This window comes from Streptomyces hirsutus (genome assembly GCF_001418415.1).
GTDB classification, from domain to species: domain Bacteria; phylum Actinomycetota; class Actinomycetes; order Streptomycetales; family Streptomycetaceae; genus Streptomyces; species Streptomyces hirsutus.
This window is the reverse complement of the sequence record NZ_LIQT01000364.1, coordinates 1-14,768: the sequence shown is the minus strand read 5'-3', so window position 1 is coordinate 14,768 and position 14,768 is coordinate 1. Positions and strand designations below refer to the sequence as shown.

Sequence of the window (14,768 nt, the reverse complement as noted above, 5' to 3'; positions counted from 1 at the left end):
TCCCTCCTCCACGGAAGGCCCCACCATGCCCCGGTTCTCCACCCGCGCCAGACTCGCGACCGTCTCCGCGCTGACCGCGCTCGGCGCCCTCGCCTCCCTGGGCACCGCCACCGCCGCCGACCCCGCGCTGAACGGCGAGTGGGCGCCCTCCACCCGCTGCCCCGTGGACTCCGCGCCGATGCTGGCCGCCGACGGCCTCCGGAAGACCCCGCAGTGCGTGGTCTCCGCCTCCGCCGGCGGCTCCATCAAGCTGGGCAAGACCACCGTGGTCACGGGGAGGACCAATCTCCAGATCGGCGTCGTGCAGAACGCGGACGGCACCAGCAGCGTCGTCGCCCCGCCCTCCGGCGCCCTCGTCGCCGACTCCGCCACCGTCCCCGGCGGCCTGCTCGGCCTGATGTGCCCGAGCGACGTTCCGGTGATCACGGCCATCTGCCGGACGCTCGACGACTCCAGCCTCAACAGGATCACCGCCACCATGGAGTCCGTCGGCGCGCCCTACGCCTTCGACCAGACCGCGGGCATCCTCACGGACCTGCCGATCGTCGCCCTCCCGGTCCGCATCCACCTGGAGAACCCCCTCCTGGGCGGCAAGTGCTACATCGGAACGGCCTCGAACCCCATCGTGCTGCGCCCGAAGAACCTCAACTACCCCGAGTTCGGGATGAGCTTCTTCCAGGGCGACGGCACCCCCGACGAGGCCGGTGAGATGAGCCGGATCAACCTCACCGGCGCCACCCAGAACGACAGCGCCTTCGCGGTCCCCGCGGCCACCGGCTGCGGTCTGAACGTCGGCCTGATCAACGCCGCGGTCAACGCGAAGACCGGGCTGCCCTCCGCCGCCGGGAACAACAGCCTCACCCTCGACAACACCCGGACCCACCTCACCGGCCTCAACGCGCCCGGCACCGTCGCCCCCGACGCCGGCAGGGTACTCGCGGAGAACTGGCACTCCGCCGTCAAGTAACAGCCACGAAAGGGCGGTTCCCGGCCGTCCCACTGGACGGCCGGTGCCCCCGTACGTCACTTCTGCTCAAAGCGTGTACAAGGCAACCGCGTTGATTTAGCTTCAGCGTGCCAGAACGGCGTGACCCCATGGACCCGGCCGGACGTCATCCGCCCTCCGGCGGAACGGCGCCCGGCCGGTCGCCCCGCCGGACACATCTGAGAGCAAAGGGTGACTCATGCCCTCGATCACACGGTCACCGGAGGCCGGGGAACCGCTCGGCCCCCTCCCCAGACAGTTCGCGGCCTTCATCCGGCCGGAACTGCCGGGGCTGCTGAACGAGATACGGGCGGAGGTCACCCGCGCCTACCCGGTGTACGGCCGGCTGTTCGACGGCCCCGACGGGGACGCGATCCGCCAGGGTGTGGAACATACGCTGGCCGCCTTCGTGGACCGGGTGGCCAACCCCGGCCAGAGCTCGGAACCGCGGGACGAACTGCTGCGCAGGTTCGGCCGGGTGGAGGCCTACGAGGGCCGTGACCTGGAGACCCTGCAGGGCGCCTACCGGCTCGGCGCCCGCATCGCGCTGCGCCGCGCCAAGACGGTGGGACGCCAGTACAACCTCTCCCCCGCCCTCGTCCTCGCCTTCGCGGACGCCCTCTTCGCGTACGTCGAGGAGCTGGAGGCGGTCACCCGCGAGGGGTACGTGGAGGTGCGGGAGCGGAGCGCGTCCGAGGTGTCCGCGTTACGAAGACAGTTATTGCACCTGATCCTGGCCGCGCCGCCGCTGCCCCGGGCGACCGTCTCCGAACTGTGCGAGGCCGCCGCCTGGGAACTGCCCCGGGAGTGCACCCTCGTCGCCCTCCGTCCCCCGGTGCCCCACCACATCCAGGCGGGTCTCGACGACGACGTCCTCGCCGATCTCGACATCCCGCAGCCGTATCTGCTCCTCCCCGGGGACCTCACCCCGCAGCGCCTCACCATGCTCGGCACGGCCCTGGCCGGCACCCGCGCCGCGGTGGGCCTGACCGTGCCGCTCGCGCAGACCGCCGACTCCGTCCGCTGGGCCCGCCGGGTGCTCCAGCTCGTCGACGACGGTGTCGTGCCCGACGCCCCGCTGATCCCCTGCGCGGACCATCTGACGACCCTGTGGCTGTTGTCCGATCCCGCCCTCGTCGACCACCTCGCCGCCCGCGAACTGGCCCCCCTCGGCGGGCTGTCCCCCAGTCGGCGCGACCGGCTCGTCGAGACCCTCCGGGTCCACGTCTCCACCCGGGCACCCGCCGAGCAGGTCGGCGAGATGCTGGGCGTGCACGCCCAGACCGTCCGCTACCGCCTGCGGAACCTGGACGGCTACCTGGGCGACAGCCTCAGCGACCCCGACCACCGCTTCGCCCTCGAAGCGGCCCTGCGCGCCCTCCACCTGCGCGGCCGCGCAGGCCAGGAGTGACTCCCCGCAGCCGGCCCTCTCCCCACCGTGCGGTGCGCGGGCCGGCCTGCCCGCGCACCGCACGGTGACACGACGGGTCGTCGCGTCCAGACGGGTCGTCGCGTCCAGGGGATGCCTGCGGCGGCGACCGGTGTGCGGCCCGTGCGGCCGGGGGCCGGACGCACGGGCCGCGCGCCTGTCGCCCCGTCAGGAGCCGGGGCACTCCTTCCAGGCCATGTGGTAGGTCGTGCTGATGTCCCCGTCGGTGGAGTCCATCGTCATGAAGCTGACCTTGCCGGGGGACGAGGTGCCGACGCCGACGCGCAGTTCGGTGTTGATGTTGAAGTTGCGCTGGACGCCGCAGGGGGCGTAGACGAGCTGGGCCCAGTCGGTGGTGTCCGTGGCCTGCCAGTTGTCGTCGTAGGGGCCGGCGAAGGGGTGGGTGCGGTACTCCGTGTTCGGGGAGCCCTGGAAGTAGTACGACGCCCTCTGCGTGCCCGTCGCGCCGGGCTGGAGGGCGGCGAAGCCGCGGTAGTCGGCGCTGGCGATGGCGTAGGTGAAGCCCTGGGGCACGTGGACGATGAGGCTGAGCTGGCAGTTCTTGCGTGAGGCGGTGGGATCGGAGGCGCCGCCCGCCTGGGCGAGGTAGTCGCTGTACGTCACCGTGAACGCGGTGTTGTCCTCGGAGACGGCGACCGCGGTGGTGCCCTGGGGACAGCCGGAGCCGTTCACCGTGGCGACCTTGATGACGATCCTGTCCGGGGGCGGGTCCACGAACCCGGTCGACGGGTTGTGCGCGGGTGTCGAGGCGGTGAGCAGCGCGGCCACCGCGGTGCTGAGGAGCAGGCCACCAGCCATGGTTCTCCCTGTCGGTTCAGTGGGGGGTGAGTGGGACGTGATGGTTGAAGAGTCATGCACCTGACAAGAAGCCGGTCGGCCTCCACACATGTCGGCACACGGACTCCCGGCCCTCGTGAAGGAGACATGAAGGCGATGTGAAGGCCGGGAGCGCTCGCATCGTAGGCGGCGCCCCGGGGCGCGGGCAGGGTGAACTCCGGCCATTCGCCCCCGCCGGGCGGTCCGGGTGTTCACAGGGAACGGGCGATGGGAACAGCCCGCGCGCGCGTCACTCGTACCGGGCGAAACGGACGTACCGAGAACCTGGCGTGAACACCGTGGTGCCCGGGCGTAGACAATGGCCCACCAGGACCACCCGTCACGGGGGACCAGGACCACCCGACGGCACCACCCGCGGCCCCATGCGGCCGCACCAGCGGCACAACAGGAGGCGGCTCCCTTGGAGCTCAGCAGGCGTACCTTCACCGCGCTGGCCGGCACGGCGGCGCTCGGCCTCGCGCTGACCGGCAGCGGGACGGCGACCGGCACGAACGGGACGCGTGCCGTGCCGACAGGGCCGCCGCCCGCCCCGCCGCGTGCGGACGGCAGGCGGCACGAGGTCGGCTTCGACCGGTACTCGCTCCTCGTCGACGGCCGGCGACTGGTGCTCTGGTCGGGCGAGATGCACCCCTTCCGGCTGCCGAGCCCCTCCCTGTGGCGGGACGTGCTGCAGAAGCTGCGCGCCCACGGCCACAACGCGGTGAGTGTCCCCGTCCCCTGGAACGTCCACTCCCCCGCGCCCGGCAGGCACGACTTCACCGGGGTGCGTGACCTCGACCTGTTCCTCACGACGGCGGCCGAGGAGCGGCTGTACGTCGTGCTGCGCCCCGGGCCGTACCTCGGCACCGCCGACCTCGACGCCGGTGGCTTCCCCGGCTGGCTGACGGTCGCCGAGGGCGCGGCCGGGGCCGCGGACCCCGCGTACCTGGGACACGTGGACGCGTGGCTGAGCGCCGTCGACGCCATCGCCGTCCGGCATCTGTTCACCGGGGGCGGCGGCACCGTGCTCCTGTACCAGATCGAGGACCGGTACGAGGGACGGGGCGGGAGCGGCTCGGCGGGCGCGGGCGCCTACATGTCCCACCTCTTCGGGAAGGTGCGCGCCGACGGGATCGACGTGCCGCTGTTCCACAACGACGGCGGCGCGGACGGCCTGTGGGCGCCCGGATCCTTCCCCACCGGCGCGAAAAAGGGGAAGAGCGACTGGCTGTACGGGTTCGAGTCCTCGCCCGTACCCGGTGAGGCGCCGGCCGACCTCGGGCACTTCGGCGGGCGCGGGAAGGGGGCCCGGGCCAGTGCGCGCACTCCCGGGTTCGTCGCCGGGGCGGCCGTCGGCGCGTCCGACCCCTGGGGCGGGGTCACCTCCCGGGGCAAGGGGTACATCGAGGTGCGGGAAAGGTGGGACCCGGCGTACGAGCGGAGCAGCCTTCTCACCGGCCTCGCCAACGGGATCACCCTGCACAACACGCGCGTGGCGGCCGGCGGGACCTCGTGGGGGTGGCTGGCCTCGCCGCACGTCTACACCTCGTACGACTACGGGGCCCCGATCGACCAGGCCCGCCGGCCCACCGCCAAGCTGGCCCCGCTCCAGCAGCTCGGGCATCTGCTGCGGACCGTGCCGGACCTCGCCCGCCTCGAACCGGCGCCCGCGGTGCGGCCCGAGGACGACCGGCTGAAGGTCTACCACCTGGCCAACCCCGACACCGACGCCCAGGTGTACGTCCTGCGCAACGACTCCGCCGAGGAGGTCAGGTCGGCGCTGCCGGGCACCGATGTCGGCGTGCCCGTCACGGTCGGCGCGCGGGACGCCAAGCTGCTCGTCACCGGGCTCGACCTGGGGCGGCGCAGGCTGGCGTTCACCACCGCGCAGCCCATGTTCGCGATGACCGTCGGGCGGCAGGACATCGCCGCGTTCGTGGGCCGGGCCGGTGAGACGGCGCAGGTCGTCCTCGACTGCGAGGTCCAGCCGCTCACCAACCGGCTGGACCTCGAGCCCGCCTGGTCCTACGACCGGGGCCGGCTGAACGTGGTCACGCCGCTCGGGGTGGGCGGGCTGAGCCGGGTCCTGATCGAGGGCGGCGACTCCGAGACGCCGATGCTGCTCCTGTTCGCCGACGACGCGACCGCCCAGCGGCTGTGGCCCTACGAGACCCCGTCCGGCCCCCTGCTGGTCTACGGCCCGCCGCTGCTGCGGTCCGCCACGCTGCGCGGCTCCACCGTCCACCTCACCGGCGACATCACGGGCGAGACCGGCCTGGAGGTGTGGGCGCCGCGCGGGATCACCGCCGTGACCTGGAACGGGCAGCCGGTGCGCACCACGGTCAGCAGGGCCGGGTGCCTGGTGATGGAGGGGCTGATGCCCGGCACGCCCGCGCCGTCCCTGCCCGCCCTCACCGGCTGGCGGCGGCGGGCGGAGAACCCGGAGTCCGAACCGGACTTCGACGACGCCCGGTGGACGGCCGCCGACCGCACCGCCTCCCCGGGCACCACGCCCGTGCCCGAGGGCCGTCCCGTCCTGTTCGCCGACGACTACGGCTTCCACTACGGCGACGTCTGGTACCGGGGACGCTTCGAGGACGCACGCGGCGCCACGTCGGTGTCCCTGTCCTACAGCACCGGCACGCAGGGGCTGTTGATGGCCTGGCTGGACGGGAAGCCGCTGGGCACGCACCGGATGCCGGTGCCGGACGAGGACACGGCGGACCGGGGCACCTGGACCGCGACCGCGACGTTCCGCGTGCCCAAGAGGCTGCGCAAGCGCGGCAAGCACGTCCTGTCCGTGCTCGTACGGCGGATGCAGCAGGAGGGGGACACGACGGCCGGGCGCGGTACACGCCGGGCGGCTCGTGGACTGACCGGCGTCGGCTTCGAGGGGGCCTCCCCCGAGGTGAGCTGGCGGATCCAGGGGGCCGGGGCACCGGACCGGGTGCGCGGGGCGCTGAACAACGGCGGCCTGTACGGGGAGCGCGAGGGCTGGCATCTGCCGGGATACGGCGACGACCGGGACCGGAACGCCTGGGAGGCCGTGGGCCGGCCGCGCGAGGACCGGCGGCGGCAGGGGGTCACCTGGTACCGGACGGAGTTCCGGCTCGACGTCGACCCGGGCGTGGACGCGTCGGTCGGGCTCGTCCTCGAGGACGAGCCCGAGCGCGCCTACCGCGTCCAGATCTTCCTCAACGGCTGGAACATGGGCCAGTACATCAACGACGTGGGCCCGCAGCACACCTTCATGCTGCCGAACGGGATCCTCCGCACACGGGGGACCAACACACTGGCCCTGGCCGTGCTGTCCGACGGGACCACCCCCTCGGGGCCGGGCCGGGCGCGGCTGACCCTGGTGGGCGCGGCGCGCGGCGGAGTGCCGGTGGAGGCGGTGGAGTCGCCGGGACGGTGACCCGCGCGCCTCCACCCGCCCCCTCCGGCACGCTCACGCCAGCCGGATCACGTTCCAGGACAGCGGTTCCAGGACGGCTTCGAGTGCGCCGTCCGTCAGGGTCGTGCCCCCGACGGTGTGCGGGGTGACCCGCTCCGGTTCGGCGAGGGTGTTGCGGGCGTCGGGGTCGGCGTCCGCGAGGGCCGTGTGCTCCACGACCGAGGTGAGGCCGAGGCCGCCGAGGGCGATCTCCAGCGGCAGCGGCTCGGTGCGGCCGCGGTTGACGGCGAAGACGGTGACCGTGCCGTCGTCGGCGCGTACGGCGGTGGCGTGCAGCAGGTCGGTCGTGCCGTACCGGGCGGTCTCGTACGTCGGTGAGTCCACGCGGACGTCGAGGACCTCGCCGCGCCCGTGCCGGGAGGCCTGCGCGAACGGGAAGAACGTCGTCTGCCGCCAGGCGGGGCCGCCCGGCTCGGTCAGGATCGGGGCGATGACGTTGACGAGCTGGGCGAGGCAGGCGACCTTGACCCGGTCGGCGTGCCGGAGCAGCGCGATGAGGAGCGAGCCGAACACGACGGCGTCGGTCACGCTGTAGTTGTCCTCCAGCAGGCGCGGCGCCTCGGGCCAGTCGTCCTGCGCGAAGGTCGTCGCCCGCTCCTGCCAGCGGGTCATGTACCAGACGTTCCACTCGTCGAAGGAGAGGTTGATCCGCTTCTTCGACTTGAGCTTCGCGCCGACGTGGTCGCAGGTGGCGACGACGTTCTCGATGAAGGACTCCATGTCGACGGCGGAGGCCAGGAAGGAGTCGAGGTCGCCGTCGTGCGGCTCGTAGTAGGCGTGCAGGGAGATGTGGTCGACGAGGTCGTACGTCTCGGTGAGGACCGTCGCCTCCCACGCGGCGAAGGTGGGCATGGACTGGCCCGAGGAACCGCAGGCGACCAGTTCGACGCCGGGGTCCTGCTGGCGCATCGCGCGGGCGGTCTCGGCGGCGAGGCGGCCGTACTCCTCGGCGGTCTTGTGGCCGGTCTGCCAGGGGCCGTCCATCTCGTTGCCCAGGCACCACAGCCGGATGCCGAAGGGGTCCTTGTCGCCGTGCGCGACGCGCAGGTCGGACAGGGCGGTGCCGGCGGGGTGGTTGGCGTACTCCTGGAGTTCGAGCGCCTCGGTGACCCCGCGGGTGCCGAGGTTGACGGCCAGCATGGGCTCGGCCTGCGGGCCGATCTTCCGCAGGAAGGAGAGGTACTCGGACAGGCCGAAGCGGTTGGTCTCGGTGGAGTGCCAGGCCAGGTCGAGGCGGCGGGGGCGCTCCTCGGCGGGACCGACGGAGTCCTCCCACTTGAAGCCGGAGACGAAGTTGCCGCCGGGGTAGCGGATCGCGGTGACGCCGAGTTCGCGGACCAGGTCCAGCACGTCGGTGCGCAGACCGTCGGCGTCGGCGGAGGGGTGGCCGGGTTCGTGGATGCCGGTGTAGACGCAGCGGCCGAGGTGTTCGACGAAGGAGCCGAAGAGACGGGGGTCGACCGGGCCGACGGTGAAGGCGGGGTCGAGGGTGAAGCGGGCGGTACGCATGTGTTCCTTTCAGGGGTTCGCGGGTCTCCCCGGGGCCGGTACGGGCGCCGGTGCGGCGGGGGGCGTCACTGGCCGGCGAGGCCGGTGTGCGCGACGCCCGCCACGATCTGGCGCTGGAAGAAGACGAAGACGACGATCAGCGGCAGGCCCGCCATGAGGCCGCCGGCCATCAGCTGGGCCCACTGGATGCCGTAGGAGTTCATGACGGTCGCGATGCCGTTCGGCATGGTCATCAGGTCGGGGTTGTTGGTGACCATGTAGGGCCACAGGAAGTTGTTCCACGAGCTGATGAAGGTGAAGATGCCGACCGCCGCGAGCGAGGGGCGCGACAGCGGCAGGATGATCGTGAAGAAGACGCGCCAGCGGCCGGCGCCGTCGATGAGGGCGGCCTCCTCCAGTTCGCGCGGGACGCCCTGGAAGAACTTGTAGAGGATGTAGACCATCGCGGCCGGCGCGCACTGCGGCAGGATCATTCCCCAGTACGTGTCGACCATGCCCATCTGCTGCACCGTCGTGAACAGGGGAACGCCGAGCACGGCCGGGGAGATCATCAGCCCGGTCATCACGACGCCCATCAGGGCGCCCCGGCCCCGGAACTCGGTGCGGGCGAAGCCGTATCCGGCCAGCGCGCTCACCACCAGCACGACGGCGGTCACGCACACCGACACGACCAGGGAGTTGACGAGCCAGTCGGTGAGGTTGCCGGACTCGACGACCGCCGACCACGCCTGGCCGGTCCACTCCTTCGGCAGCCAGTGCGGCGGCACCTCGACGGCCTCGGTCTCCGACTTCAGGGAGGTGAACAGCGCCCAGGCCAGCGGCGCGAGGAACACCACGGAGACGGCCGTGCCGACGAGGGTGAGCACGATCTGGCTCGGCGGCCAGTTGCGGCGGGGCTCGACCCGTACCTGCGGTGCGGTGGTGGTCATCGGCCGCCCTCCTCACGGTTGCGCAGCAGCCACATCCGGGCGAGGGCGACGGCCGCGATGAGCACGAAGAAGATGATGGAGACGGCGGAGGCGTAGCCCACGCGGTAGCTGGTGAAGCCCTGTTCGAGGGTGTACTGCACGAAGGTGCGGGTCGATTCCTCCGGCCCCGGACCGAAGTCCTGGATCACGACGGCCTGGTCGAAGACCTGGAGCGAGGCGAGGATCTGCAGGGCGAGGACGAGCCCGGTGATGTTGCGCAGCATCGGCAGCGTGATGTGGACCATGCGGTGCCAGGCGTTCGCGCCGTCCAGCTCGGCGGCCTCGTACAGGTGCGCCGGGATGCCCTGGAGCGCGGCGAGGTAGAGCAGGAAGCTGAAGCCGGCCGTCCACCACAGGGTGGTGATGACGATCGCGAGCATCGCGTAGGACTTGTCGGTCAGCCACGGCGTCCCGATGCCGAAGACGTGGTTCACCATGCCCGTGCCCGGGTTGAACAGCCACTGCCACAGGTTGGCGGCGACGGTGGAGGGCAGCAGGAACGGCAGGAAGAAGCACAGCCGCCACAGCCACGTGCCGTGCTCGATGTGGTGGGCGAGCATCGCGAGGAGGAAGGCGAGGACGGTGATGCAGGGCACGACGAGCAGCGTGAAGTACGCGCTGTGGCCGAGCGAGTCCCACATCAGCGGGTCCTTCAGGGCCTCGCGGTAGTTGCCGAGGCCGATGAAGCGCGCGCCGTCGCCGGAGATGTTGGCGTCCGTGAAGCTGAGGTAGAGGCCGCGCAGCAGGGGCCAGATCACGAAGAGCGCGAACAGGGCGAGGAACGGGGCGACGAACCAGCCGCCGTGCTGGAGTCCCTGTCCGCGGCGGACGATGGCGCCGTCCGCGGCGGTCGTCGCGCGCACCGGGCGGACGACGGTCCCGGCACCGGTCGCCGTCATGCGACCGCACCTCCCTCGGCGGCGGTCCTGCCGTCCATCGGGTTCTTCGTGGCGAGCAGTTCGGTGAGCGTGCTCCTCATCCGGCGGGCGGCCGTCTCCGGCCCGGCGGAGCCCATCGTCGAGGAGACGACGATCGGGCCGACGCGCTGGGCGAGGATGCCGGTGGACCCGGCGAACCACACCTTCGGCTCGGTGGCCTGGTGGTCCATCGCCGTGACGTACTCGTTCTGCGGCTCCAGTTCCCGGTACGCGGCCGTGGACAGGGTCGGCGTGTGGGCGGGGATGTGTCCGCCGCCCGCCCACTGCCGGGCGTGCTGGACGACGTAGGCGGCGAGCCGGTGCGCGCCCTCGTTGGCGGCGCCGCCGCGGTCCGCCTGGTGCGGCAGGACGAAGGAGTGCGACTCGGCGTGGGTGGCCGGCTTGCCGAAGACGGCCGGCAGCGGAGTGGCGCCGTAGTCGAGCTCCGCCCCGGAGAAGACGGGCACCGACCAGTTGCCCTCCCAGACGAAGGGGGCGCCGTTGACGAACTGTTCGGCGCCCGCGCCGCCCCCGAAGCCCGGGTCGGCGTACCCATCGGTGATGTGCCGGCGCAGGAACTCCAGGACCTGGACGGCCTTGTCGGTGTCGAAGGTGACCTCGGTGCGGGTGTCGTCGAACCAGGTGCCGCCGAGCTGGGTGTAGAAGGCGACGAAGAACCACCACTGGAAGTTCTGGTCGTTGACCCATAAGCCGATGGTCTGCAGCCCTTTCCCGGTGGCCTTCTTCGCCTCCTTCAGGACGTCGAACCACTCGTCGGCCGACGTCACGGGCACCATGCGCCCGTCGGCGTCGAGCAGGCCCGCCTTCCCCAGCACGTCCTTGCGGTAGAAGCAGAGCTGGACGTGGATGTCGAGCGGCAGGGCGTAGAGCTTGCCGTCGACGACGGCGCGCTTCCACAGTTCGGGGTTGAAGTCCTCCTCCCGCACGCCGTACTCGGCGAGCAGGCCGACGTCCCAGGGGTCCAGGAGACGGCCCGGCGAGAAGCCGGTGACGCGGCCCAGGTGCATGACGCCGAGGTCCGGCGCCCTGTTGCCCGCCGCGGCCATGGCGAGCTTGGTGTAGAAGGGGCTCCCCCACTGGAGGGTGGAGTCCTTCACGTCGATGCCGGGGTTGTCCTCACGGAAGGCGTCCAGCATCGCGATCATGTTGTAGCCGTCGCCGCCGCTGAAGAGGTTCCAGTACCGCACCCGCGTACCGGCGTCGGAGGCCAGGGCGTCCGCGCCGGTTCCGAGGGCCGCGAAGCCGAAGCTGCCCGCGACCGTCAGGCCGCCCGCCGCGGCCAGAAAGTGCCTGCGATTCAGGCCAGGTCGTCCCATGCCCTGCCTCATCTGTCGAGGTGTCGTGTCGGAGAGGTGCCTCGTGGGAGATCTGCTCGTAGGAGGTGTGCACGGCATCCGAAGCGGGTGCGTCGGGATGCCCGAGATGGCATGTTCGACATACCGAATAGCGCCCGTAACTTCGAACGGACCGTAAGGGGCGGGCGCGGGCGCGTCAATGCTTCGGACAAGATCTCGGGGCCTGGCCGACGGGACACCTGTTCGCATGACGTGGACCCTCACGGCGCGTACTCTCGAACGGCCTTGAGATCACCCGGGGGAACAGGGAAACAAGGGAGAGAGCGGTGCGTACCAGGAAGGAGATGCGTCGTCTCGCCGACGCACTCATCGAGCCCATCCGGGTGCCGGTGCCCGCCGATCCCGAGGTCCTGTTCGACGCACTCGTCGCCTCCGTCGGCGCCTGGCGGGGACGTGAAGTCCTCGTCCACCGGGCGGCGTTCCCGCCGCACACCGCGAGCGGCCTGTGGCTGGAGCGGGAGGGCCACGACGACGTGGTGGTGGACGAACGGGCCGCCGCGTGGCACCAGATCGTGATCTTCTGCCACGAGGTGTGGCACATGAACCGGCGGCGGATGGAAGTGGAAGCGGGATCCGGCGACCGCCCGGCCGCCGACCCGACGGTCCGTCAAACTGTCGCCGCCCGGACCGACTTCAGCCTCGCCGAGGAGCAGGAGGCCGACCGTTTCGGCATGCTGATGGGCCGTCGGCTGCGCACCTGGATGGACGCCTCCACCGACTCCGTGTTCGCCGCCGGGGGCGACGGCTCGGGCGAACCGCAGGACCTCGCCGGACGCATCGGCGCCGCGCTCAACCATCGCGGGACCAGACGATGAACGGCCTGATCAACTACGCCAGTTGCGGGGTGCTGTGGCTCGGTCTGCTGGTGCGGGCCCCGGACCTGCTGCGGCACCGGCGCGATCCGTATCTGCGCTCCATCTGCGCGGTGCTGGGGTTGGCCGGGCTCTGCTTCTTCCTCGGGGCGCCGCCGACGGTGGGCGCGATCAACCGTCTCGGCGGGGTGCCGAACCTGGCGGCGCCGCTGACGTACGCGGCGATCATCGCCTACGGCGCCGCCTCCCAGGTCCTCGTCGTGCACTGGCGCGGCGGGCCCGGGGTGCGCCGCACCGCCCGCCGCTGGATTCTCGCCTACACCGGCGTCCTGGCCGGGGTGGCGGTGACCTTCGCCCTCGGGGACGCGCCGGTGGAGCGCCGCACCGACCTGGACACCTATTACGCGACGACCCCCTACCTGGCCCAGATGATCGTGCTGTACCTGGTCGCGCACCTCATCGCGGTGACCGTGACCGCGGTGACGTCGCTGCGCTGGGCGCGCCGGGTGCGGGGCGGACTGCGGGCGGGCCTGACCCTGATGGGAGTGGGCGCGCTGTGCGGCACCGGTTACAGCGTGGCCAAGCTCGTCGCGGTGGTCGCCCGCTGGTCCGGCCGGGACTGGGCGGCGCTCGGCACCGCCGTCTCCCCGGCCGCCGCGGGGCTGGGCGCGCTGCTGACGGTCGTCGGGGTGCTGGTGCCGCTGATCACGCCCCGGGTGGCCCGGTGGGGGCGGGCCCGGCGGACGTACGCCCGGCTCGAACCGCTGGAGCGGGCGCTCGACGACCTGCTCGTCCGGCGGACGCTGCGGCTGCCCCGGCCCCGGCTCGCCTCCCCCGCCGCCCTCCTCGTGTGGCGGCAGACCAGCATCCACAATGCGCTGAGCCACCTGGACGCCTACTTCGACCGGGACCTGTTCGACCGGACCCGCGCGTCCGCGCTCAGGACGGCGGCCGATCCCGCATGGGCCGAGGCCGCCGCCTGGGCCGCCGTGATCGGCACCGCGGTACGGGACGAGGCCGCGCCCGGACGCCGTCTGCCGCCGGCCCACGGCACCGGACGGCTCCTCGACCGGATCCCGGGGCCGGCCGGACTGGCCCGGATCGCCGACGTCCTGGCCGGCGCCGCACCGGCCGCCCCGGCCGCCCCGGTGACGCCGGCGGAACCGGCACCGTCCGCCGCGGCGCCCGCGACACCGACGGGGGCCGTATGAACCGCGACGCCCGCGGCGGCCGGCCCCGCCGGTCCGGTGGCGCCGGGCACCCCGCGCCGCGAGGGGGCGCCGCGGCATGAGTCTCGTCGTGTACCTGGCCGCCTTCATGCTGGGGATCTCCTCCGTCCTGGTGCGGCGCCGCCCGCGCACCGCCCTGCGCGACCCACTGACGCTGTCCACCTGCGTGGCGATCGCGCTCGCCGCCCTGGTCTTCGTCTGTGCCGCCCCGGCGACCCTGGCCGCCGTCAACGAGCTCACCGGCATCCCCAACTTCGGTGCGCCGCTGACCTACGGGATGCTCTCCGCGTACAGCTGCGCCGCGCTCGTCCTGCTGATCAACTGGCGGGGCGGGCCCCGCGAGCTGGTGCGGCGCATGGTGCTGCGCAGCGTCGCCGCGTACGGGCTGCTGGTGCTCGCCATCGTCGTCCTGTTCGCGCTCGCCGACGCGGACACCGAGCGGCTGACCGACCTCGACACGTACTACGCCAACACCCCGTTCATGCGGGAGATGATCCTGCTGTACCTGCTCGGGCACAGCGCGGCCATGCTGGTCATGTGCGCCGTGTGTCTGAAGTGGGCCCGTGAGGTCACCGGGCTGCTGCGCACCGGGCTGCGGCTGATCCTGCTGGGCACCCTGCTGGACGTGGTGGGCTTCCAGCTGACCAAGTACACGGCGGTCGTGGCCCGTTGGAACGGGCACGACCTCGACTTCCTGTCCACCGGCGTCGCCCCGCCGATGGCCTCGCTGGGCGCGGTGCTGTGCTCGGCGGGATTCGTGCTGCCGAGGCTGCTGCCCCCGGCGCTCGCCCAGTGGCGGGGGCTGCTCGACCACCGGCGGCTGGCTCCCCTGTGGTGCCTCGTCCGGTCGGCGTCCACCGCTCCCAAGCCGCCCACCGCCTGGTGGCAGCTCCCCCAGGTCCGGCTGCAGTGGCGCGAGGTCTCCATCCACGACGCCCTGCTCGCGCTGGCACCGTACTTCGACCACCGCGTCCGTGAGCGGGCGCGGGACGACGCCCTGGCCGCCGGGCGCTCCCCCCACGAGGCCCGGCTGGCGGCGGAGGCCGCCATGCTCGCCGACGCCGCGCGCCGGGCCGCCGCCCGCGAGGAACCGCCCCAGACGGACGGCCGTTACCGGCTGCACGCCACCGAGGTCTCCGGCACGAGCGGGCTGGTGGAACTGGCCCGGGCGCTGGACCGGGACCGCCCTCCCCCCACCACCGCCACCGCGCCCCACACGCCTCCCGCGCCGTCGGGCGCGGGAGGCGTGTGG

11 protein-coding genes are annotated in these 14,768 nt (G+C 72.5%); 6 read left to right on the top strand and 5 right to left on the bottom strand.

Translation table 11 applies throughout. From position 1 onward, the window contains the following. Window positions 1-25: 25 nt before the first annotated feature. Window positions 26-967: a hypothetical protein gene (locus AOK11_RS25965; protein WP_055596141.1), complete on the top strand. Its 942-nt coding sequence runs from the start codon at window positions 26-28 to the stop codon at window positions 965-967. A gap of 217 nt (window positions 968-1,184) precedes the next feature. Next, window positions 1,185-2,396, top strand: coding sequence for a PucR-like N-terminal domain-containing protein (locus AOK11_RS25960; RefSeq protein ID WP_055596140.1), 1,212 nt, complete (start codon window positions 1,185-1,187; stop codon window positions 2,394-2,396). Between the two features lie 186 nt (window positions 2,397-2,582). Here AOK11_RS25960 and AOK11_RS25955 read toward each other — a convergent pair whose 3' ends face one another. Further along, window positions 2,583-3,233, bottom strand: coding sequence for a DUF4360 domain-containing protein (locus AOK11_RS25955; RefSeq protein WP_055596139.1), 651 nt, complete (start codon window positions 3,231-3,233; stop codon window positions 2,583-2,585). Window positions 3,234-3,672: 439 nt separating this feature from the next. On the opposite strand from AOK11_RS25955, the gene AOK11_RS25950 reads away from it, so the two are divergent. After that, window positions 3,673-6,666 (top strand): glycoside hydrolase family 35 protein, encoded by a 2,994-nt coding sequence (locus AOK11_RS25950; RefSeq protein WP_055596138.1) that lies wholly within the window; start codon window positions 3,673-3,675, stop codon window positions 6,664-6,666. Between the two features lie 33 nt (window positions 6,667-6,699). On the opposite strand, the gene arfA is transcribed toward AOK11_RS25950, so the two are convergent. The 4 genes from arfA to AOK11_RS25930 all read right to left on the bottom strand — a co-directional run bounded on the left by arfA (window position 6,700) and on the right by AOK11_RS25930 (window position 11,436). Next, window positions 6,700-8,214 carry an arabinosylfuranosidase ArfA gene (gene arfA / locus AOK11_RS25945; RefSeq protein ID WP_055596137.1) on the bottom strand — a complete coding sequence of 505 codons (1,515 nt, stop codon included), beginning with the start codon at window positions 8,212-8,214 and terminating at the stop codon, window positions 6,700-6,702. Window positions 8,215-8,279: 65 nt separating this feature from the next. Then, window positions 8,280-9,143, bottom strand: a complete 864-nt coding sequence (locus tag AOK11_RS25940) for a carbohydrate ABC transporter permease (protein ID WP_055596136.1) — start codon at window positions 9,141-9,143, stop codon at window positions 8,280-8,282. Next, a complete protein-coding gene (locus AOK11_RS25935; RefSeq protein WP_055596135.1) occupies window positions 9,140-10,081 on the bottom strand; it encodes a carbohydrate ABC transporter permease in 942 nt (313 codons plus the stop codon). Before AOK11_RS25935 ends, AOK11_RS25940 begins: the two co-directional genes overlap by 4 nt. Beyond that, entirely contained in the window at window positions 10,078-11,436 is a 1,359-nt protein-coding gene (locus AOK11_RS25930) for an extracellular solute-binding protein (RefSeq protein WP_055596134.1), read from the bottom strand. The genes AOK11_RS25935 and AOK11_RS25930 overlap by 4 nt, the downstream gene beginning before the upstream one ends. A gap of 305 nt (window positions 11,437-11,741) precedes the next feature. Here AOK11_RS25930 and AOK11_RS25925 point away from each other — a divergent pair, with 305 nt between their 5' ends. The 3 genes from AOK11_RS25925 to AOK11_RS25915 form a co-directional block, all read left to right on the top strand. Continuing rightward, window positions 11,742-12,290, top strand: a complete 549-nt coding sequence (locus tag AOK11_RS25925; protein ID WP_055596133.1) for a hypothetical protein — start codon at window positions 11,742-11,744, stop codon at window positions 12,288-12,290. Further along, on the top strand, window positions 12,287-13,498 hold the full coding sequence (locus AOK11_RS25920) for an MAB_1171c family putative transporter (RefSeq protein WP_240497490.1): 1,212 nt from the start codon (window positions 12,287-12,289) through the stop codon (window positions 13,496-13,498). The genes AOK11_RS25925 and AOK11_RS25920 overlap by 4 nt, the downstream gene beginning before the upstream one ends. Before the next feature lie 76 nt (window positions 13,499-13,574). Then, window positions 13,575-14,768, top strand: a 1,194-nt coding sequence (locus AOK11_RS25915) for an MAB_1171c family putative transporter (protein ID WP_055596142.1), incomplete at its 3' end; no start/stop codon positions are given.